Raw genomic sequence first — 19,756 nt, forward strand, 5'->3', positions numbered from 1 at the left:
GATACAGGTGGCAGCGGCACGGGTGGTATAGATACAGGTGGCAGCGGCACGGGTGGTATAGATACAGGTGGCAGCGGCACGGGTGGCATAGATACAGGTGGCAGCGGCACGGGTGGCATAGATACAGGTGGCAGCGGCACGGGTGGCATAGATACAGGTGGCAGCGGCACGGGTGGCATAGATACAGGTGGCAGCGGCACGGGCGGCATAGATACAGGTGGTAGTACCGGCGGCATAGATACGGGCAGTAATACAGGTGGCAGCGGCACGGGCGGCATAGATACAGGTGGTAGTACCGGCGGCATAGATACGGGCAGTAATACAGGTGGCAGCGGCACCGGCTCATCCGGGGGTACGGGTGGAAACACAGGCTCCTCCGGTGGCACGGGGGGCGGTACAGGCAAAAACACAGGCTCCTCCGGTAGCACGGGGGGTGGTAGCACCGGCACTGGTGGCACGGGCAAAAACACAAGTTCCTCTGGCGGTACGGGTGGAAGCACAGGCAAAAACACAGGCTCCTCCGGTGGCACGGGGGGCGGTAGTACCGGCACTGGTGGCACGGGCAAAAACACAGGCTCCGGCAGCCCTAGCAACGATCAAGCAAGCAAGGGAGATGACGGAACAAGTCAGGGAGATAACTTATCCGGCTCAGGAAACGATCCGGTTTCCACCTCTTCCGGCAAGGAAAATTCATCATCACGAAAGGTGGATGCGGAATCATCTTCACAAACTGATGCAAGTGAATCTGTTGCAGTTCTGGAAGAATCCTTCACCCGTGAATTTGAGGAATATTTGGGTCAGCAGGTTGATTCTCAGACAACCACACTGGTAGAGGCTCGGAATATTCTGCAAAAAATTGAGAAAGCGACTGGGGTGAAACCAGCACTCATCTATGTAACTTTTGTGCCTCAGACGATTGCACTCGATCCGAGCCTACTGGATACAACGGCTTTCAATGGAACTAAGTCACTACAGCCGTTAAATCAACCAGAAAATGTGCAGCAATCTAGTTTCCTAGGTAAGGTCAATCGGGCAGGGCGTAACAATAGCGACCAGTTGGAAATATTGGTGGTGACTTCTGATGGTGTCCCCATTCGCAAGCGGGTTCCGGGGACAACGCGATCGCAAGTAATCAAGGTTGCCGATCAATTCCGTGCCGAAGTGATTAACCCCCGAAGACAGAAGGCTTACCTGGCTCCAGCCCAAAAACTTTATAAGTGGATGATTGCACCCATTGAAGCCGATTTACAAGCGCGGGGCATCCAGAATATGGTCTTCCTCGCAGACAGTGGGTTACGCTCTATCCCGATTGCCGCTCTCCACGATGGTCAAAAGTTTCTGGTGGAAAAATACAGTACGGGGCTAATGCCCAGTCTTAGTTTGACGGATACTCTCTTCAAAGATATTAAAAATTCCCAAGTTCTGGCAATGGGAGCGGAGAAGTTTCCCGAACAAAGCGCGTTACCATCAGTGCCCCTGGAGTTGTCAATGATTACGCCCCAGCTGTGGAAAGGCAAAGCCTTCCTTAACGACGCCTTCACCCTCAAGAATCTGAAGTCTCAGCGCTACTCGCAGCCTTTTGGGATTGTCCATCTAGCAACTCATGCCGAATTTGAATTAGGCCCTCCTAGCCAATCCTACATTCAGCTATGGGACACGAAACTGCGATTGAATCAGCTAAAGCAAATGGGCTGGAACGATCCACCTGTAGAGCTATTAGTGCTGAGCGCCTGTCGCACAGCGTTAGGCAATGAACAGGCGGAGATGGGCTTTGCTGGATTGGCTGTGCAAGCAGGAGTGAAATCGGCAATGGGAAGCCTGTGGTACGTCAGTGATGAAGGGACGCTGGGACTGATGACCAGCTTCTATTCACAATTGAAAAAAGCCCCCATCAAAGCGGAGGCACTACGGCAGGCACAGATATCGATGATTAATGGAGAAGTAAGCATTGAGGGAAACAAAATGCATACTTCCAGAGAGGATATCTCGCTACCTCCGGAGTTGGCAGGGTTAGGAGAGAAGAAACTCTCTCATCCCTATTATTGGGCAGCGTTTACGATGATCGGCAATCCTTGGTAAACAATTAAAAACGCCAAATTAAACATTCTCTGATTTTTATTTGGCGTTTTTTTGAATTTTTAATTACTTAATACCCACGAGCGCATCAGAGCATTTACTTGTTCTGGTACCTCATCATGGGGACAGTGACCTGCTTGTAAAAAATGCTCTGTCAGTTGAGGATAGTATTGGCGAAATTGCTCCGCTCTATCTCTTGCATTCATCCAGGGATCTGCTTCTCCCCACAACAGCAACAGCGGGCAGCGCATCTGCTTTAATAAAACGTCAACTTTTTCGCCTTGAGGCGTTCTAAAGACAGAAGCAAATACTTGAGCAGCACCGGGATCGCAAGAGGGGCGATAGATTTCTTCCACCAACCGATCGGTGATCGCACTCTGGTCGAGATAAACTTTCTGGAGTGTATTCCGAATGACTGAACGTTGTCGCGCATACTGGAACAACAGAAAACTAGCCCAGGGTTGGCGAAAAAGTGACTGAACGACTTCACCCATCACTTTTTGGATGGGGTTCGGTTGAGTCGGCACCTTAAGATTGGTGAACGGGCCAGCACTATTGAGCAATACTAATCCAACAGCGGCTGATGGACGTTGGGCTGCCACGCAAAGCCCGCAATAGCCGCCTAGAGAGTTTCCTGCTAACACAACTGGCTGACGAATCACGTTAGTGATGAAATCATACAGTTGGTCTCGCCACAAGTCGCCACCATACTCCCACTCCGGCTTGGCTGAACGACCAAAGCCCAGCAGATCGATCGCCCAAACTTCAAAATCCTGACTCAGTTCAGTAATATTCTTGCGCCAGTGGTCTGTAGAGGCACCAAAGCCATGAATCAATAATAGGGGCGGGCGTTCGGGTTGCGGTTGTCCTGCCCGTACATAATAGATGGATTGCCCCCGCCATTGCCAATAAGTGCCGGGAATGGGGACGGTAGAGGCTGCTGGGGTTGCCTGCATGTCACAAAAATGTTAAGTAATGTTAACTTCTTTATTTTAGCTTCTCAGGAAGGCTGGATGACCTTAGACATTCAGTAGTTCTGTCTAAGGGCTTGGTTGCTGCATCCACGTTAGTTATGTTGAGGAAAGGTTTTGCTCAGGCGCAGGGGAAATGCTGGAGCGATCGCCTCCTCAGAACGCATAAGTATTGAGTAATATAAAAAAAGCAGCTAGAATCTTAACATTTGCCTTGAGCGACCCGACTTCAGATGGGGTAACGTAGGCGCGTAGCGGCTTTCCGTATGGTAGTACGCAAGCTGTGTTCGCATCGCATCTGGAGTAGAGAAGGGGAGAGTTCAAGTAGCGTTTATCAATCGTAGATCAGTAACGAAGAGGGAAGAGCAGTGTCTGTCGAAACCGTACAAAAGCCTTCAACAGTCCGTAAACTCGCACCTCGTTATCGTGTGTTGCTCCATAATGATGACTTCAACCCAATGGAGTACGTGGTGCAGGTTTTGATAACGACGGTGCCTGGTATCACGCAACCTCAGGCTGTCAGTATCATGATGGAAGCTCATACCAATGGGCTTGCTCTCGTGATTACTTGCGCCTTGGAGCATGCGGAGTTCTATAGCGAAACATTGAACAACCACGGATTGACCAGCACCATAGAACCAGACGAATAAAATACGCCCAGGCAACAAGTAAGAGGCAAGAGGTTGTTAAAAATAAACTTTGTCCGTTTAGCCCAGTACCCGGCACCGGCGCGGCTGGGCTGTTTTGTGCTGAGTTTACTCTTGCTCTGGTTGCCGGTGGCTGCACCCATTTATTTACTCTTGAGTAAAGATCCCAACTTAGTCACCATCCTGACGATGGGGCTGTTGTTTGCAGCGTTTCTCCTGCTTATTCGGTGGTGGGGTCAGAAAGTCTATCAGCAACCCCAGCTACTGAGACGCTATGGTTTACAAGGAACGCGGCAAAATGCCAAAGAGCTTTTCTCTGGGCTGGGTGTTGGCGTCTTGATTACTTTCAGTCTGTTTGGGCTGGAGGGGCTATTGGGTTGGCTGGTGTGGCAGCCTCCGACAATTCCATTAGCCAAGCTGATTTTAGAAGGGTTAGCGAGCGCGCTGGGTATCGGTTTTGCAGAGGAATTGGTATTCCGAGGCTGGCTGCTAGATGAGTTGGAACGGGATTATCGTCCCGGTGTATCTCTTTTGGCAGACGCTTTTATCTTTGCGCTGCTGCATTTTCTGAAGCCGCTGAGGGAAATTTTTCGGACTTTGCCGGGATTTCCAGGGTTGTTGCTGCTGGGATTAACCCTGGTTTGGGCAAAGCGCGGAAGCAGGGGGCGTCTGGGACTCTCGATTGGTCTGCACGCTGGCTTGGTTTGGGGATACTACATCATTAATGTGGGAAATCTGGTGCAATTTTCTGGTCAAGTTTCCGACTGGATTACCGGCGTGGACAGGAATCCCTTGGCGGGGGTAATCGGGTTGGTGTTTTTGAGCGTTTTGGCGTTTGGGATGCGGAAGCGATCGCATTCACTACACTCGCCCCAATAATCAACAACCATTGATCCTATACTCAACCTATAGCATTACCCAATCTGGCTTCTGGAGTGGGAGAGTCCCTCTTTATCGGCAAACGGAATTCTCTACTTCCCTGCGTGTCTCCCCCATCTAAACTCTTTGGAGAGAGGTTAACCGAAAAGTATTATAAAACTTAGTTGTGGCGGATTCGGTAAGCGGCTCTTGAGGAGCAACGACGAGCGCAAATATTCTTACCAGATTGCCCCTCGCCGCTTCAAGTCACGCTTCATTGCTTCTGAAAGTCCTGTATTCTCTCCAAATCGAGCTTTTTCCACTTTTACCGTGCCTAAATCCGCATCGCTCAAATTGGCACGACGCAGGTCAGCACCGCTTAGGTCGGCACCCATCAAGTTTGCACCTATCAACGTGCCACTACTCAGGTCAGCACGACGCAGGATAGCATAACTCAAGTTCGCCTCACTCAAGTTGACACTACACAAGGAAGCATCAATTAAGTTGGCGCGACAAAGGTCGGCTCCAATCATTTGAGCCTCATTCAGTTGGGCACATAGTAAGTTGGCACTGTTGAGGTTAGCACCAATCAAGTTGGCACCCATCAAACAGACTTTAATGGCGTCAGCTCTGTTGAGATTGGCACTGAGCAAATTGGCACCGCTCAAATCAGCCATATTCAAGTTGGCTTTATTCAGCTTGGCACCCGCGAGATCGGCACCAATCAGATTGGCACCCAGCAGCAGCGTACCCAGCAAAATCGAACCGCTTAAGTCGGCACCATGTAGGTCAACGCCACTAAGATTAGCACCCGCAAAATCTTTCACGGGATTTAATCCAGCAATTTCTGCTAATTCAAGGAAGTTATCTGTATCTGCCTCTACAACGTGTAAGATCAAGTCTTTCAGTCGCTGGAGAGATTTCTCATTAGGCACATTCAAACTCTGTCCGGCTTTCATTAGGCTTTTGTTTGGACCTGAATAGGCAGAGGGCAATCATTCTCTCTATTACCGCCCTCTTGTTACGACTAATATGCTTCAACCCCAGTTCCTCGACATCCGGATATTCACTTACAAATTGGTTATTTTGCTCTAGTTGAGCCAAAATTGCTTCTAAGGATTTATCGAGACTGTCTGTTGACTCCTCATCAACCATCTCTAGGTGGGATTTTTTAGAATTTGAGTATTGCATTTTTTACCTCAACATCATTTAGCTTAAGTAAACCCATTCTAAAAATAACATTGCACTGCGATCGCTGGGGAAATATCCACTAAAATTTACGTGAATTTGAGGGTTCATCAAGTTATGGAAAAGTAACAAACTCCTTTTCGTCTAGATGTCTGAAGCTGCATGAGTTGTAGAAAAAAATTTTGATTCTCAACCAGTAAAACAAAAGCAATATTTAGTATCTTTTTATACTTGGGTTACTTGGATTTTGATTTCTGGATTGAACTCGCTCGAAAAAACTTTACGGTTGTTTTTGTCTAAAGTTCGATTGGTTGGCATTTCCCCAACAAAATAGCTGGGATCGTTACGGGAAGACACTTATCAGACTCAGAAAAAGAAGATTTAACCTTGAGCTGCTTGAGGGACTTTGGGCGATCGCTTATCGAGCGATCGTGTTGCGTAGCCGACAGCATATGCTGCAATTGAAATGGCTATGTGGCGATCGCATCGGTTCAGTTGCATCAGGGAAACACCAAGCGAAATTACTATGTAATCTATAATACTTTTACCTACTGACATTCCCTTTGCTCGAAATGCCTTTTTAGTCAAGTTTCTATCAAATTGCATAAAAGAATAATTGTGAATCCACGCTTCTCGATAGAAGGCGAATCTGACGATTTGCTGACAATTTAACAAAGTAGTAATTTCTTCTGAATGTCAAAAAATCTCAACTCAGTTGCTGCCAACTATTGCCTTTACGAAGGGCAATAAATTTATACCTATCCCTAATAATTCATAAAGGTTGCCAATAAATTGTCAAAGCTCAGCGTCGGTTTCTGGGATGACAAGCTTGACATTTTGAACGGGAAATGGTTTAAGAACGGGGATGCTTATCTCTTGCAAAACCTGATTGAAGTCCTAACTGAAGTAGGGATACGATCCCACTACGTAGATTTCGGCTTAGTTTGGAAAGAACCCAAACCTGTTCTCGAAGAAAACAGGTTTGGGTAAGCAACCTTGCGATCGCTTCGGTAAAATCCCCTAAGATTCATGGGGGATTCCCGGAAGGGCGTTTGGCATCTATAGCGGTTCTTATTTTTATGCCATACACTCTGACCTTGCCCCTCCCCTTCCCGATTCCGAAAAGGGGACTGGAGGGTTAAACCTGGATTGGACTCAACTTGGCATCACTATAGTTGGGGATGCCAATATAGTCTTGCAGCGCTTTCACCTCCAAAGGAGCTGACTGCAAGGCACGAATCGCTGCCGCAGTAGCTTTAGCACCTGCAATCGTCGTGATCATAGGGATTTTGTAAGTGAGGGCACTGCGACGAATCAAGCGTCCATCTGCCTGCGCTTCTTCCCCAGAAGGTGTGGTGATAATCAGCTGAATCTTGTTGTTTTTGATCGCATCCAGAACGTGAGGACGCCCCTCATGCAGTTTCAGCACCACATCCACCTCTAGCCCATGTTCCCGCAGCACTTTGCGCGTGCCAACGGTGGCGACAATATGAAAGCCCAACTCGATCAAATCTCTGACCACTGGCACCGCCGCCGCCTTGTCCCGGTCGTTCATTGAGACAAACACTGTGCCAGATAAGGGCAACCGCTGTCCCGCTGCTAACGCTGCCTTAGCAAACGCTCTTCCGAAATCCACGTCAATCCCCATCACTTCTCCCGTCGAGCGCATTTCTGGCCCCAGAAGGGTGTCAGCACCGGGGAATTTTTCAAAAGGCAGTACGGCTTCCTTGACGGCAACGTGACGCGGCAGTACCTCCTCTGTCAAGTCGAGGGATTCCAGCGTGGCACCTGCCATAATTCGGGACGCCAGAGCGGCTAGGGGTACTCCAGTCGCTTTGGAGACATAAGGGATGGTGCGCGAGGCTCTGGGGTTGGCTTCTAGAATGTAAACTTGTTCCCCCTGAACGGCAAACTGGATATTCATCAATCCAATCACCTTGAGGGTCTTGGCGAGATCGATAGTCCAGGTACGGATGGTATCCAAGACTGCTTCCGATAGGGAAGTATAGGGCAAGGAACAGGCAGAATCCCCAGAGTGAATGCCCGCTTGTTCGATATGCTCCATGATGCCGCCAATCACCACCTTACCAGTGCGATCGCTGATCGCATCCACATCCACCTCAATCGCATTTTCCAAAAACTTGTCGATCAAGATCGGATGATCGGGTTCCACCAGCACCGCATACATCATGTAGCGCTGCAAATCCTCATCGGAGTAGACAATTTCCATCGCCCGTCCTCCCAATACATAAGAAGGACGTACCACGACGGGGTAGCCAATGCGCTGCGCGACCGCTAAGGCGTCTTCAAAACTCCGAGCAATTCCGTTCGCTGGTTGCTTGATATCAAGTTCCCGCAGGATTTTTTCAAATCGCTCTCGGTCTTCGGCGGTGTCAATCGAATCTGGCGAGGTTCCCCAAATTTTAGCGGTGATTTCGGGGTGGGATTGCAGATATTCCTGCAATGGCAAAGCCAATTTTAGCGGCGTCTGACCCCCAAACTGCACGATAATTCCCTCTGGCTGTTCCGCCTCGATGATGTTGAGAACATCTTCTTTCGTCAGCGGCTCAAAGTAGAGGCGATCGCTCGTATCATAATCGGTGGAAACGGTCTCCGGGTTTGAATTGACCATAATCGTCTCAAACCCTTGCTTGGAGAGAGCATAAGCTGCATGACAGCAACAGTAGTCAAACTCAATCCCCTGTCCAATCCGGTTCGGGCCACCCCCTAAAATCATGACCTTGCGGTTATCTGAAGGCAATACCTCCGATTCTTCCTCGTAAGTTGAGTAGTAATAAGGAGTCAGTGCCTCAAATTCCGCCGCACAAGTATCCACGGTTTTGTAGACGGGGACGACGCCCAACTGCTTGCGGTAGTCGCGGACTTCATCTTCGGTCGTTTTAGTAGCGTAGGCGATCTGGCGATCGCTAAAACCTTCCTGCTTGATGTCCCACAACTTTTCTTTTGTCAGGTCTTTCAGCTTGCTTCGCTTCAAGAACTTCTCGGTTTCCAACAGTTGTAGCATCTTATCTAGAAACCACGGATCGATTCCCGTCAGTTCATAGACTTCTTCTACCGTCATCCCCATCAACATGGCATGACGAACGGTGAAAATTCTCTCTGGATGAGGCGTCCGCAGTCCCGAACGAATTTGTTCCAAACTTGGCAATTTCTCGTTCTTGTCGCATCCCCAACCCGCGCGACCCGTTTCCAAGCCTCTTAATGCTTTCTGGAACGACTCGCAGAACGTCCGCCCCATCGCCATCACTTCTCCCACCGACTTCATCTGCGTCGTCAGGATTGCCTGAGAACCCGGAAATTTCTCAAAGGCAAATCGGGGTATTTTCGTCACCACATAGTCAATGGTCGGTTCAAAGGACGCCGGCGTTTTCTTGGTGATATCGTTGGGAATTTCGTCGAGGGTATAGCCTACCGCCAACTTTGCCGCTATCTTCGCAATTGGGAACCCGGTCGCTTTAGAAGCCAGGGCAGAACTGCGAGAAACGCGGGGGTTCATCTCAATGACAATCAGGTCGCCAGTCAGAGGATTAACTGCAAACTGAATATTCGAGCCGCCGGTTTCTACCCCAATCTCGCGAATAATTTTAATCGACGCATCCCGCAACCGCTGGTATTCCTTATCGGTCAGGGTTTGCGCGGGTGCTACGGTAATCGAGTCCCCAGTGTGGATGCCCATCGGGTCAAGGTTCTCAATCGAGCAGATAATCACGACGTTATCTGCCAAATCGCGCATGACTTCTAGTTCGTACTCTTTCCAACCCAGCAGCGACTGTTCGATGAGAATTTGCGACACTGGGCTGGCATCCAAACCGCCCTGAGCCATTTCTTCAAATTCTTCCTGGTTGTAAGAAATGCCGCCGCCGGTGCCGCCTAGGGTATAAGCAGGGCGGATAATCAAGGGATAGCTGCCAATTTGGGACGCGATCGCCTTCGCTTCGTCGAGGGTGCTAGCAATCCCCGATGGGCACACGCTTACCCCAATTTTCGCCATCGCTTCCTTAAACAGCAGCCGGTCTTCGGCTTTCTCGATTGCCGGTAGCTTGGCTCCAATTAACTCGACCCCGTACTTTTCCAATACTCCATTTTTCGCAAGGGTGACGGCTATATTTAGAGCTGTCTGACCTCCCATTGTGGGCAGCAGCGCATCAGGTTGTTCTTTGGCGATTACCTTTTCTACGATTTCTGGTGTCAACGGTTCAATATAGGTGCGATCGGCCGTTTCCGGGTCGGTCATAATGCTGGCTGGATTCGAGTTCACCAGCACGACTTCATATCCTTCCTCCCGGAGCGCCTTACAGGCTTGAGTGCCTGAATAGTCAAACTCGCAGGCTTGTCCAATCACAATTGGACCAGAGCCTAGTAACAGAATTTTGTGGATGTCCTGGCGGCGGGGCATAGTTGTTTGTCCTAGCGTGACTGTTTTAAGTCCAGATTATTTTAAAGGCTTTCTTCCCTGTGCTTGGTAGTGGTTTTTGCCAATTTGCCCAAGATTTGAGGAGGAAAGGTTTTTGCAACTTCTTTTCTGTCAACTGGCAAGTGTCTTCTTGGTACAACCAGCTCCCCTTGACCGGGCAGTTTGAGCGAGGCTATCGATGTTAGAGACCAAGTTATCCCGTCTCTATCGCGTCAAATCCGCCCTTCCATTCTGAACTCTTCGGTTCTCATTCCCATGATGTAGGGAAGCCAAGAAATCCGCCTTTTAGGTTAGTTGACAACTAATTTCAACAAGCTTAAAATTAATTTCTGGATTTTTCTTTACAACTTAATCAAAACTTTTATAACTTCATAATAAACAAGCAGAGAGAAGATATCTTCCCTCTGCTCAGTTAGTGTTACTCTCTGTCTTAAAGAACCACAGGTTAGGTACTGAAAATTTTAGCAGCCTGCATATCGAGGCTACATCTAGCTTACCTCAACGGGATTCAAGAGGCAGATACTAATTATTCGTAGTCTGGACAAAACCCAAGGTCAAGCTGTCTTTAGCGAGGAAGTGAGCCAGATGATAAGCCCGCTCTTCGGTTTTCAGCAAGATTGTTTCGTACAGATAACGGGTTGCGCGATCGCCCAAGCTTTCTGCTTGTCCTGCCTGACGCCGGATGAGCTGAATCATTGCTTGCTCGGCGGCTAAGTCGTGTTCCACCATCTGGCGGCAGGAAAATACCCCTTCATCTTCTGGCGTGAAGCAGCACAGCTCTGCTAGCTTGGCAAAGCCAGCTACTGGAACGCCACCCAGTCCATCCAACCGTTCGCCAATATCATGAACGTGTCCCTGCACCTGTTCGTAGCTTTCGCTGAAGAACTCGTGCAGCATATAAAATTCTGAACCTTCGACCACAAAGTGATGCTTTTGATATTGCAAGTACAGCGCCTGAAAACTCGCTAGAGCAATGTTGAAGCCCTCACAAACCGGCGTGGTGATACTGCGATCCAGCAACACCGGATTGTCATAAACCTGACCGAAGGAGCGCAATACACTCTGAGTTTCGGACATCGTTGTATTCTCCTCTCAATAAGCAACGGTTGTTGCTAATGCAGTAAGTGTATCACGCTAACCCAATTTTGGTGTCTCACTATAGTCTGAGCCAGTTTGACCCGATCCGCAGCAAGCGCTAGTTCCTCAGTTGTATCCTTGCCTATTTCTCGCAAGCAATTAAATTTTCAGTTAAGCTAGTTGAGAATTGTTGTCGTTTGAGTTATATGTATTAACTAGGGTGAAATTGTAAAAATTCCCTACGTCAGGGAATTTTCGGAAAGGCTAGCGAGTCCAGGGAAGTTATAGACAATGCTAATTTTTCGCGTCTGTGGGAACGAATGAATCCAATAGAGCCAATTGAGCCACAACCAGAAACCGGCAAGGTTGTTGAGGTGAATCGAGCAGATCGGTGGCAAGTTTATTACCGCTTGCGAGAGTTAGGAATTTCCTGTGGGTGTGCGGTTGACCAGCCCTTGCTGGTTGAGGTCTACAACACGACAGCAGCGATTCAGCTGTGGAGTGTTGTTAGGCAGTTAACGGCATCGCGCGGCGAGTTAGTGAGCCATCTGGAACGCTGCTGGCAGACGAGTAACGATCCAAAAGAAAGTTAAAAGAGGTTGTAAAAAAGCATGAGTAAATTTAAACAAAACAACTCAGAATTCCGCCTTGAGGGATGGTTACTCGGTTTTGTCATCGAAGATGGCTATAAAATCAAATATTTGAGACTCGCAACTTCAGAGGGTGAATGTCAGATCAAGCTTGCCAAAGAAGCTCGGATTTCCCTATTTCGCTCAGGAGTGACACCCGGTACTTGGGTTGAGGTTTTTGGCGAAACCAAGCTTAAGTTAAAAAGTGGAGAAGTCAAACAAAAAGCTTATCTGGTTAAACCCGGTGTTCCTCCCAGCCAATTGCAGGGAGTTACACAAGTTGAGGAAATTCAGGAATTGCCTCGACCTGCTAAAAAATTGCCTCTACCTTCCGGCGTCAAAGCGACAATTTTGGTGTGTAAAAAGTCCGATTGTTGCAAGTTGGGTGCTAATAAAGTTTGTCAGGCTTTGGAAGAAGGTTTGCGCGATCGCGGCTTGGACGACCAGGTTACGATTAAAGGAACTGGCTGCATGAAGCGTTGCAAATCAGGGCCAAATATCGTTATGCCGGATAAAACCCGCTACACTCGGATTAACGCTACAGAAATCCCTGAAATTATAGATAAACATTTTCCAGATGAGATGGTATCTAAAGAGCTAATTGCACCTCGTTTGGAGTGCGAAACGGCTAGGGTTCGTTAATAATTTTTCGTAATTTATAGATAATACATACCCCCAACTTCTTTTTATCAGGAAGTTGGGGGTATCGTCTATGTGCAGCCTGCCATAATATTAGTACCTGACCAAAGCGAGTAGATGACTATGGCGATCGCTACTGTAACCGAAAGCTGCTCTCTAGAAGACTTTATGGCTAATCCCCCCGATCGCATGGAGTGGGTGGATGGACAACTTGTGGAGAAAACGGGAATGACGGTAAAACATAGTATAGTTCAGACTAGGTTAGCTTGGGGCTGGAAAAATTTCATTACCCAATCTGGACAAGGAGGGGAGGTTGCTGTAGAACTTCCCTGCCGGACTTTAAGGCAGGGACGTCGTCCTGATGTATCCTACCTCACAGCGGAATTGGTAGCGCAGTTTGGTGAGGCAGGAGGGTTGCCACAAAGTCCACCGCTAATTGCTGAAATCGCTTCTCCAACGGATTCAGCCGAGGATTTGTTTGCCAAAGCAAGCGAGTATTTAGAATCGGGTTGTTCGGAAGTCTGGCTAGTATTTCCTGAGAGTCGTCGGGTATTGTTAATTACTCAAAGTCAGACATTAGGGTTTAATACTGGTGATGTAGTGAGTACGCAACTTGTACTCAGAGGATTTAGTGTAGCGCTAGATGAATTGTTAGCTTGAAGCTGACAGTTGATAGAGATTTTAAATATTACTAAATGGATAGTAATTTTAGCGCGAGTAGCGTGGTAAGAGCGATCGCCTAAAAGTTACGTGGATTAAGCAAAAACCCACCATCACCGCCTGAAGACGGGCACAGTGGGTAAAGAAAAGGAAATTCTTCAACTCAAGAAAGCGCGATCGCTTTTTTGCCATCGCCGTCCATCTTGACTAAAGCGTAAACTGACCTTGCATTTGACTCAGAGCCTTAGTGCAAGCAGCACAACTGCACCCTAGATGGTCTTTGATAGGATTACTCGGTTGCACAGATGCAAGCACTTGTTGATATTGCACGACAATAACTTGTGCAGTTGGTGCAGACAGCATCATATTTGAAGCTTCAGCGGCTTGTGCTGTATTCGCTAGCAGGAGCATTGATGCCAAAATTATCGGACAAGTAAGCAAAGCAAGAGCAATTCTGTTCATAATTCAAAAGCTGACAGTTTTTGATGGCATTATAGCCAATTAATTGCCCGCTAAGTTTTGCTTAACGGCAACCAAATCCTTAGCTGTGTTAGCTTGGCTTGGCTTGAGGACAAAGTAAATGCGATCGCGCTCATCCACCTATCAAAAATGGCAAGATAGCCGCGCCTACCGCATCTGCGTACTCTTCATGTAATCCCAACGAACCGGGAAGCCGGAGTGTCTGCACTCCTGGGACGTTAGCCATTGCTTCCATTTCTGCTTTTGATTTCGGTGGCGCTTGTTCGCCAATGACTACCATCACGGGTAACGGTAAAGGCTGAAACCAGGCGAGAAAATCGTCTCTATGATTCACCGGATCTAAACCTCCGGTGACGAAAGCGGCGGGAGCAAAACGCGCTCCTGGCTGATGTGCTGTCTGCAACTTTTGTTCGAGTCGAGAGGGACTCAACGAGTCAGGTTCAACGTAGACATGGCGACGATACATCAAGCTAATGAAAGATTCGGTGGTGTTTAGCTTGTAGAGAGCTTGTCCTAAAATGGGCGATCGCACTACATTTCTCAGCGTTCCAAACCACCCTTGCTGTTTACCCATCATCGTCGGAAATGGCCCGCGCCAAGTGGGAGCCGCTAAAACAATCCGCGACAAAACGGGCGGTTGTTGTTGCGCTAGTTGCATCGCGTAACCAGCAGCGTGTCCAGCGGCTACGATGGCTACTGGAGTATTAAAAACATTTTTGACAAAATCTTGCAGAAATTGGTGGTATAGGGCGGGTTGGTAGTTCAAGGGTAGACGAGGCGATCGCCCAAATCCAGGCCAATCGAGAGCAACGGCTTGAAACTGAGATGATAATAACTCTGCCAGTCCACGCATTTCCGCGCGTGTGGAAGCAGTGCTGAAAGCTGGCAAAAGTAATATGGGAGATCCTTTGCCTAGAGTTTCATAAACGATGGGTAACTGTTGCCCTTCCCAAGCCCAGAGATATTCCTGAACGGTTCCGCCAATTCCGACAGTAGTAGGTGCAGAAATCGTTGAAGTTGCCATAAGACACAATCCCTATTTTATTTACTCTAGGCAATCTTTTAACTGCTGTTGAATTTGGGCTTCATTCAAGTTACGCCCAATAAATACTAGCTGATTGCTCTTTTGAGAAATCCACTTGTCAGTTTTCATCTCAACCCGTTTACCGCACAGTTGAAAGATGTGGCGTAAACTACTCTCCTTAAACCAGAGTAAACCTTTGGCGCGAAAAACGTCTTCGGGAAGTTGTTCGGTTAAAAATTGTTGAAATTTCTCTAAAAGGAGAGGGCGATCGCTTTGAAAAGAAAATGACATGAAACCATCATTTTCTAAGTGGAGGGAATGCTCGTGATGATGCTCGTGATGATGATGGCTAGATTCTTGTTTAGCTGGATAAGATTCCGCTTGGGAAAATCCCACATCTAAAATTAGTGGCAGAGGAACTTGTCCGTAGGAGGTTCGCAAAACTCTCGCCCCTACTTTCATTGCGCGAATGTAGTCTTCCAATTCCTTGACTTGCGCTTCTGGAACCAAATCAGTTTTGTTTAGCAGAATGATGTCACCATAGGAAATCTGATTGAGGGCGGCATCACTTTCAAAATGCTCCGGTGTAAAGGTCTCCACATCCACCAAAGTCAAGATAGAATCGAGCCGAGTTAAATCTCGCAAATCTGTACTAATGAAGGTCAAGGCAATGGGCAATGGATCTGCGATTCCGGTTGTTTCGACAATTAAGTAATCAATGCGATCGCTCCGTTCCAGCACCCGATAAACTGCATCGAGCAATCCATCGTTGATTGTGCAACAAATACAGCCATTTGTGAGTTCGATCATATTTTGATCGACGGAAATCAATAGCTGGCTATCGATATTAATATCGCCAAATTCATTAACTAAAACTGCTACCTTTAAGTCTTGACAATTATGCAAAATATGGTTTAGCAGCGTTGTTTTACCACTACCTAAAAAGCCTGTAACGATCGTGACTGGCATTCCCCGTTTAGGAATATCCGGAATTAGGTTTTGTTTGGGTGCTGTAAGATTGTTCATTGCCCTTTCTGGATTAATTGAGCGATGCAGACATAGATTTACGCTATGCAGCGCAGTGTCTGCGATGACATGGCAGGTTCTCAGAATGCCGAGATATTTTTAATAATGATAACTATTATCATACGCGACACGGGTAGCGCTTTGTCGGCAAACCCTTCTACCAATCGCTTGCAGGCTATACAGGCGTAGGTTAGAGTAGCGAGTTCTAACCTACAATGCGATCGCTCTTTCCTCTGTCGGAAGTCTTAAATTACCGCAATGCAGTCAATTTCTACCAGCACATCCTTGGGGAGACGGGATACTTCCACGCAGGCACGAGCAGGGGCTGTCTCTGCGTCAAAATATTTACCATAAACTGCGTTAACCGCAGCAAAATCATTCATATCTTTGAGAAAGACGGTGGTTTTGACCACATTCTCAAAGTTAGCCCCAGCAGCAGACAGAATCGCTTCAAGATGAGCCATTACCTGTTCTGTTTGCTTGGCTACATCGTCGGTGTAGACAATATCTCCGATTCTGGGATCGATGGCAATTTGACCAGCGACGAAGATCATCTGACCACTAGCAGCGATCGCTTGATTATACGGCCCGACTGGTGCTGGTGCGTTCTCTGTACGAATTACTTTGCGTGTCATAGGTATTTGTGTTGGTAACGATGCTTCTTGTTTAGGAGCTATTGTATCGAAGGCTTCCAGCTTGTAGCGTTTTCCATCAGGCATTATCGCACCCGTGAAGGCTGCATCCTTGACACTTGCTCCATAAATGTTTGCATCAGTTAAGATCGCCTTCTTCAAGTTGGCTCCATCTAGGTTAGTCTTTATCAAATCTGCTTTTTGGAGTGTTGCTCTCTCTAGATTTGCTCCTCGCAAACAGGTTTTTCTAAGCTTTGCCTCTCCCAGGTATACTCCAGCTAAATCCGCATCAGCGAGATTCAAGCTTGACAAATCGACTTTATCCAGGCTTACTACCCGGAGTTTAGCTCCCTGGAGATTTGCATTTTGCAAGTTTACATTAGACCTCTTGCAAAAGCCCCTCAGGAAGATTTTATTTTGGGGTGCAAAGCTCGTAATTGTAGAGAGCAGCAATCAGATTAAACCTTAAAATAAATCTTTTTCGACGATTTTTATAGAAGAGAGACAAAATTTTAAAAACCTTAAGACCCCAATTTATATACTCGCATACAACTCTAATTTTTGCTAACTCTTGATTACTCTTTTTACCTTCATTACTTAACTTACCTCCTTTAGGCTTTTTTTGGGGATTTGACTATTATTATGCAGTTTCTGAATAGCTTGATAACCTTTATCTCCCAAGCACTCTATATCTTTTCTCAACCTAACTTTACTGTTTTTGAATATACGAAAATCATGCTCTCTACCCTTACCATGAGCGGTGCAGATGATTTTACCATTTGCTTGTACCACTACTTGTGACTTGAGTGTATGTTGTTTTTTTGCTGTTTTAGAACTTTTTTGTTTTTTTAGGTCGTTTAATAGGGCTTTCTGTAACATCAACTAGGACTACCTGTACCTGATAATCAGAATTGGTCAGTCTTTTCTTGCCTGGAAGAGTGAAAGTCCTGGATTTAGTCAATGTATTTTCTGTTTTTCGGATAATTCTGTAAACTGTAGACTCGTTTGCTCCCCAAGATTGACCAATATGAAAATACGTGCGGTATTCTCTCCAATGATAATCAAACCCCAATTCATACCTACTTGACGATCGCACTGTTGCTTACTCGTCAGGATAAGGAGAGTATTTGGGCGACGGGATTACATGAAATTTTCAAAGACTGGATTAATTGTCGCGGGTGCCGGGATTGCTGTAAGCCTTAGCAACTTGGCAGAAAGCACAAAAAAGAATACCACTGCACCTTCAAAAATAGTTACGAAACCTCTCTGAACGGGTAAAACCATGTTACCCGTTCAGAGAGGTTTCGTAACTAAGAATATTAAATAAAAACACAATAATTTTGGGCTAATGGAATAGTGCATGTAGCATAGACATTTACCCTTAATAAAGAGACCAGACTTTATGCCTTTAATCGGTATTGGTACGGATCAGCAGCTTTGGACTCGAGCAACATTAACTGATTCCTGGAAGCGGTTACCTATTGGTGAGCCAGTAATTAGCGTTACTGTTATGAGTGATGGGGCACTTCTTGGTGTGAAAGCAGGCGGGGTTTTGACAGCTATAACCACCATGAAAGATGGAACACTTCTTGGTGTTGGTGATAACAAGCAGCTTTATTCGCAAGTCACATTAGCTAGCCCAGGGCAGCAAGTACCTAACAGTGGCTCAGTGATTAGCATTACCGTCATGAATGATGGAACACTTCTTGGTGTTGGTGATGATAAGCAGCTTTGGACTCGAGCAACATTAAATAGCCCGTGGCAGCCAGTACCTAACAGTGGCTCAGTGATTAGCATTACCGTCATGAATGATGGAACTATTGTCGGTGTTGGTGATGATAAGCAGCTTCGGACTCGAGCAACATTAAATAGCCCGTGGCAGCTAGTACCTAACAGTGGCTCAGTGATTGCCATCACTAGTGCAGAAAGTTCTAACTTGAAATCATTAAGTGCAATTCAATTACAAGCATCTACTGGTCACTATTTTTGCGCCGAAAGTGGTGGTGGAAAAGAAGTTATTGCAAATCGGACCGCTATAGGTCCCTGGGAAACTTTTGAATTTGTTGATCTGGGCAACGGAAAAGGTGCTTTAAAAGCATCTAATGGGCAATTTGTTTGCGCCGAAAGTGGTGGCGGAAAAGGAGTTACTGCGGATCGAAACGCTATAGGTTCCTGGGAAACCTTTGGATTTGTTGAGCTGGGTAACGGAAAAGTTGCTTTAAAGGCATCTAATGGGCAATTTGTTTGTGCCGAAAGTGGTGGTGGAAAAGGAGTTACTGCGGATCGTAATGCTATAGGTCCTTGGGAAACGTTAAAAGTTATCACCAACAGAAGAATTTGGGCAATTTCAAAAGCGCTGACTAAGGATGAATTGGACCAAGCAATTAGGACCTATGCTCCAGTTGTCCGCTTTCATCCTGAAGAAAGATACAACATGTGTTCGGTTGACTGGTTTCTGCAACATTGCACCCTTTTTGATCAGGCTTCCCCGAAACAACAATCTCCGAAGCCATCTGACCTACCAACAACAGGGGATATTAATGGCCCGTATTCGCTTAAGCTCCAGGACGATGCGAAGAGAGGAAATCTCAGCACAGCGAAGGCTTACATCCGTGCCTATTGGCAAACTGGAATGCCGTATACTGACATCCAGTTCTGGCTCTTCTATGCCTACAACGGTCCCGCAACCATACATGTCAATCTTCTGTTGGCTGATACAATAACGGCGACCGCTGATAGAACCTTAATGCCTGCTGGTGAACACTACGGTGACTGGGAATGCTGCGTACTCCGCATTGATAACTTCACGAAGCAGTTGATTGGTGTCTGTCTTTTGCAACACGGTGTTGGGGAGTACTTCAACGAGCAGCAATTGAGTCGATTTCAGCGTGTTAATGGACAGCACATCGTTGTCTATCCTTCCCTTAATGGGCATGCACTCTACTCAGGTGTAGGTCGAAACTACACTGCACATGGCAAAAAGGACTATGTTGTAGCAGGTGTTGAATGGATGGTACGAAATGATACGGCAGATGGCGGACAAACACTTGATTGCAGCTCAAATCACGAAATTATTTCGATGAGTTGGCTTGGGGAGCAGGATTTTCCATCGCCGAAGTGGGTATCATACCCCTGTCGGTGGGGCCCTAAAGATATACCCCAGTCAGACGTGCCTTTGGGTCATATTGAAGCCATTATCAATGACCTTGGATTTAGTGGAGTACCTGGCCCCATCAAGTCTAAAATTGCTGACGCAATTCGAGATCAAATTAAGCAACAGTTCAGAGTCGATTTGAATGGTCCGCCTGGTCCGCCATGGAATAGTCAAGGAAAAACCTGGAAGGGGCAGTATCAGTAGATCGAAAATTCTCTAAGAAAGGGGTAGAGTCAGGCAAGCTATAAAAGATCAAACCG

At 47.0% G+C, this 19,756-nt stretch carries 18 protein-coding genes and 1 pseudogene; 7 read left to right on the forward strand and 12 right to left on the reverse strand.

The features are described from left to right. Positions 1-2,079, forward strand: a 2,079-nt coding sequence (locus NDI33_RS22125; RefSeq protein ID WP_242033181.1) for a CHAT domain-containing protein, incomplete at its 5' end; no start/stop codon positions are given. Between the two features lie 59 nt (positions 2,080-2,138). Here NDI33_RS22125 and NDI33_RS22130 read toward each other — a convergent pair. Continuing rightward, positions 2,139-3,032 (reverse strand): alpha/beta fold hydrolase, encoded by an 894-nt coding sequence (locus NDI33_RS22130; RefSeq protein WP_190676755.1) that lies wholly within the window; start codon positions 3,030-3,032, stop codon positions 2,139-2,141. A 383-nt stretch (positions 3,033-3,415) separates the two neighbouring features. Between NDI33_RS22130 and clpS the strand changes: the two genes are divergently transcribed. After that, the gene (gene clpS / locus NDI33_RS22135; protein ID WP_190415151.1) at positions 3,416-3,697 is read left to right on the forward strand and encodes an ATP-dependent Clp protease adapter ClpS; all 282 of its coding nucleotides are present in this window, start codon (positions 3,416-3,418) and stop codon (positions 3,695-3,697) included. A gap of 42 nt (positions 3,698-3,739) precedes the next feature. Next, positions 3,740-4,573 carry a CPBP family intramembrane glutamic endopeptidase gene (locus tag NDI33_RS22140; RefSeq protein ID WP_347275921.1) on the forward strand — a complete coding sequence of 278 codons (834 nt, stop codon included), beginning with the start codon at positions 3,740-3,742 and terminating at the stop codon, positions 4,571-4,573. Positions 4,574-4,791: 218 nt separating this feature from the next. On the opposite strand, the gene NDI33_RS22145 is transcribed toward NDI33_RS22140, so the two are convergent. From NDI33_RS22145 to NDI33_RS22165, 5 genes are all read right to left on the reverse strand, one after another. Next, positions 4,792-5,511 (reverse strand): pentapeptide repeat-containing protein, encoded by a 720-nt coding sequence (locus NDI33_RS22145; protein ID WP_190429621.1) that lies wholly within the window; start codon positions 5,509-5,511, stop codon positions 4,792-4,794. Then, positions 5,480-5,743 carry a hypothetical protein gene (locus NDI33_RS22150; RefSeq protein WP_190415153.1) on the reverse strand — a complete coding sequence of 88 codons (264 nt, stop codon included), beginning with the start codon at positions 5,741-5,743 and terminating at the stop codon, positions 5,480-5,482. The genes NDI33_RS22145 and NDI33_RS22150 overlap by 32 nt, the downstream gene beginning before the upstream one ends. Positions 5,744-6,121: 378 nt before the next feature. Next, the gene (locus NDI33_RS22155; protein WP_348245667.1) at positions 6,122-6,298 is read right to left on the reverse strand and encodes a hypothetical protein; all 177 of its coding nucleotides are present in this window, start codon (positions 6,296-6,298) and stop codon (positions 6,122-6,124) included. A 580-nt stretch (positions 6,299-6,878) separates the two neighbouring features. Next, positions 6,879-10,157 (reverse strand): carbamoyl-phosphate synthase large subunit, encoded by a 3,279-nt coding sequence (gene carB, locus NDI33_RS22160; RefSeq protein WP_190676758.1) that lies wholly within the window; start codon positions 10,155-10,157, stop codon positions 6,879-6,881. Positions 10,158-10,697: 540 nt separating this feature from the next. Further along, complete coding sequence (locus NDI33_RS22165) at positions 10,698-11,252, reverse strand: Dps family protein (RefSeq protein WP_190415157.1); 555 nt, start codon at positions 11,250-11,252, stop codon at positions 10,698-10,700. A 320-nt stretch (positions 11,253-11,572) separates the two neighbouring features. Here NDI33_RS22165 and NDI33_RS22170 point away from each other — a divergent pair, with 320 nt between their 5' ends. The 3 genes from NDI33_RS22170 to NDI33_RS22180 all read left to right on the forward strand — a co-directional run bounded on the left by NDI33_RS22170 (position 11,573) and on the right by NDI33_RS22180 (position 13,180). Further along, complete coding sequence (locus tag NDI33_RS22170) at positions 11,573-11,845, forward strand: Asr1405/Asl0597 family protein (protein WP_190415158.1); 273 nt, start codon at positions 11,573-11,575, stop codon at positions 11,843-11,845. An 18-nt stretch (positions 11,846-11,863) separates the two neighbouring features. Continuing rightward, positions 11,864-12,523, forward strand: a complete 660-nt coding sequence (locus NDI33_RS22175; RefSeq protein WP_190676761.1) for a (2Fe-2S) ferredoxin domain-containing protein — start codon at positions 11,864-11,866, stop codon at positions 12,521-12,523. Between the two features lie 120 nt (positions 12,524-12,643). Then, positions 12,644-13,180: a Uma2 family endonuclease gene (locus NDI33_RS22180; protein ID WP_190676762.1), complete on the forward strand. Its 537-nt coding sequence runs from the start codon at positions 12,644-12,646 to the stop codon at positions 13,178-13,180. A 207-nt stretch (positions 13,181-13,387) separates the two neighbouring features. Here the strand turns inward: NDI33_RS22180 and NDI33_RS22185 are convergent, their stop codons facing one another. The 6 genes and pseudogenes from NDI33_RS22185 to NDI33_RS22210 form a co-directional block, all read right to left on the reverse strand. Then, the gene (locus NDI33_RS22185; RefSeq protein ID WP_190676765.1) at positions 13,388-13,642 is read right to left on the reverse strand and encodes a hypothetical protein; all 255 of its coding nucleotides are present in this window, start codon (positions 13,640-13,642) and stop codon (positions 13,388-13,390) included. Positions 13,643-13,772: 130 nt separating this feature from the next. Further along, complete coding sequence (locus NDI33_RS22190) at positions 13,773-14,684, reverse strand: alpha/beta hydrolase (protein WP_190676768.1); 912 nt, start codon at positions 14,682-14,684, stop codon at positions 13,773-13,775. A gap of 21 nt (positions 14,685-14,705) precedes the next feature. Beyond that, the gene (locus NDI33_RS22195; RefSeq protein WP_190676770.1) at positions 14,706-15,710 is read right to left on the reverse strand and encodes a GTP-binding protein; all 1,005 of its coding nucleotides are present in this window, start codon (positions 15,708-15,710) and stop codon (positions 14,706-14,708) included. 245 nt (positions 15,711-15,955) lie between these two features. Beyond that, positions 15,956-16,720 (reverse strand): annotated as a pseudogene (locus NDI33_RS22200) (Rid family detoxifying hydrolase); the annotation flags it as partial. 219 nt (positions 16,721-16,939) lie between these two features. Beyond that, positions 16,940-17,221 carry a transposase family protein gene (locus tag NDI33_RS22205; protein ID WP_190676774.1) on the reverse strand — a complete coding sequence of 94 codons (282 nt, stop codon included), beginning with the start codon at positions 17,219-17,221 and terminating at the stop codon, positions 16,940-16,942. Next, positions 17,172-17,438, reverse strand: a complete 267-nt coding sequence (locus tag NDI33_RS22210) for a transposase family protein (protein ID WP_206753683.1) — start codon at positions 17,436-17,438, stop codon at positions 17,172-17,174. The genes NDI33_RS22205 and NDI33_RS22210 overlap by 50 nt, the downstream gene beginning before the upstream one ends. A gap of 306 nt (positions 17,439-17,744) precedes the next feature. Between NDI33_RS22210 and NDI33_RS22215 the strand changes: the two genes are divergently transcribed. Continuing rightward, positions 17,745-19,700 carry a Vps62-related protein gene (locus NDI33_RS22215; protein WP_190676778.1) on the forward strand — a complete coding sequence of 652 codons (1,956 nt, stop codon included), beginning with the start codon at positions 17,745-17,747 and terminating at the stop codon, positions 19,698-19,700. Positions 19,701-19,756 lie beyond the last annotated feature (56 nt).

This window comes from Trichocoleus sp. DQ-A1 (genome assembly GCF_039961955.1).
Classification (GTDB): Bacteria; Cyanobacteriota; Cyanobacteriia; order Cyanobacteriales; family FACHB-T130; genus FACHB-T130.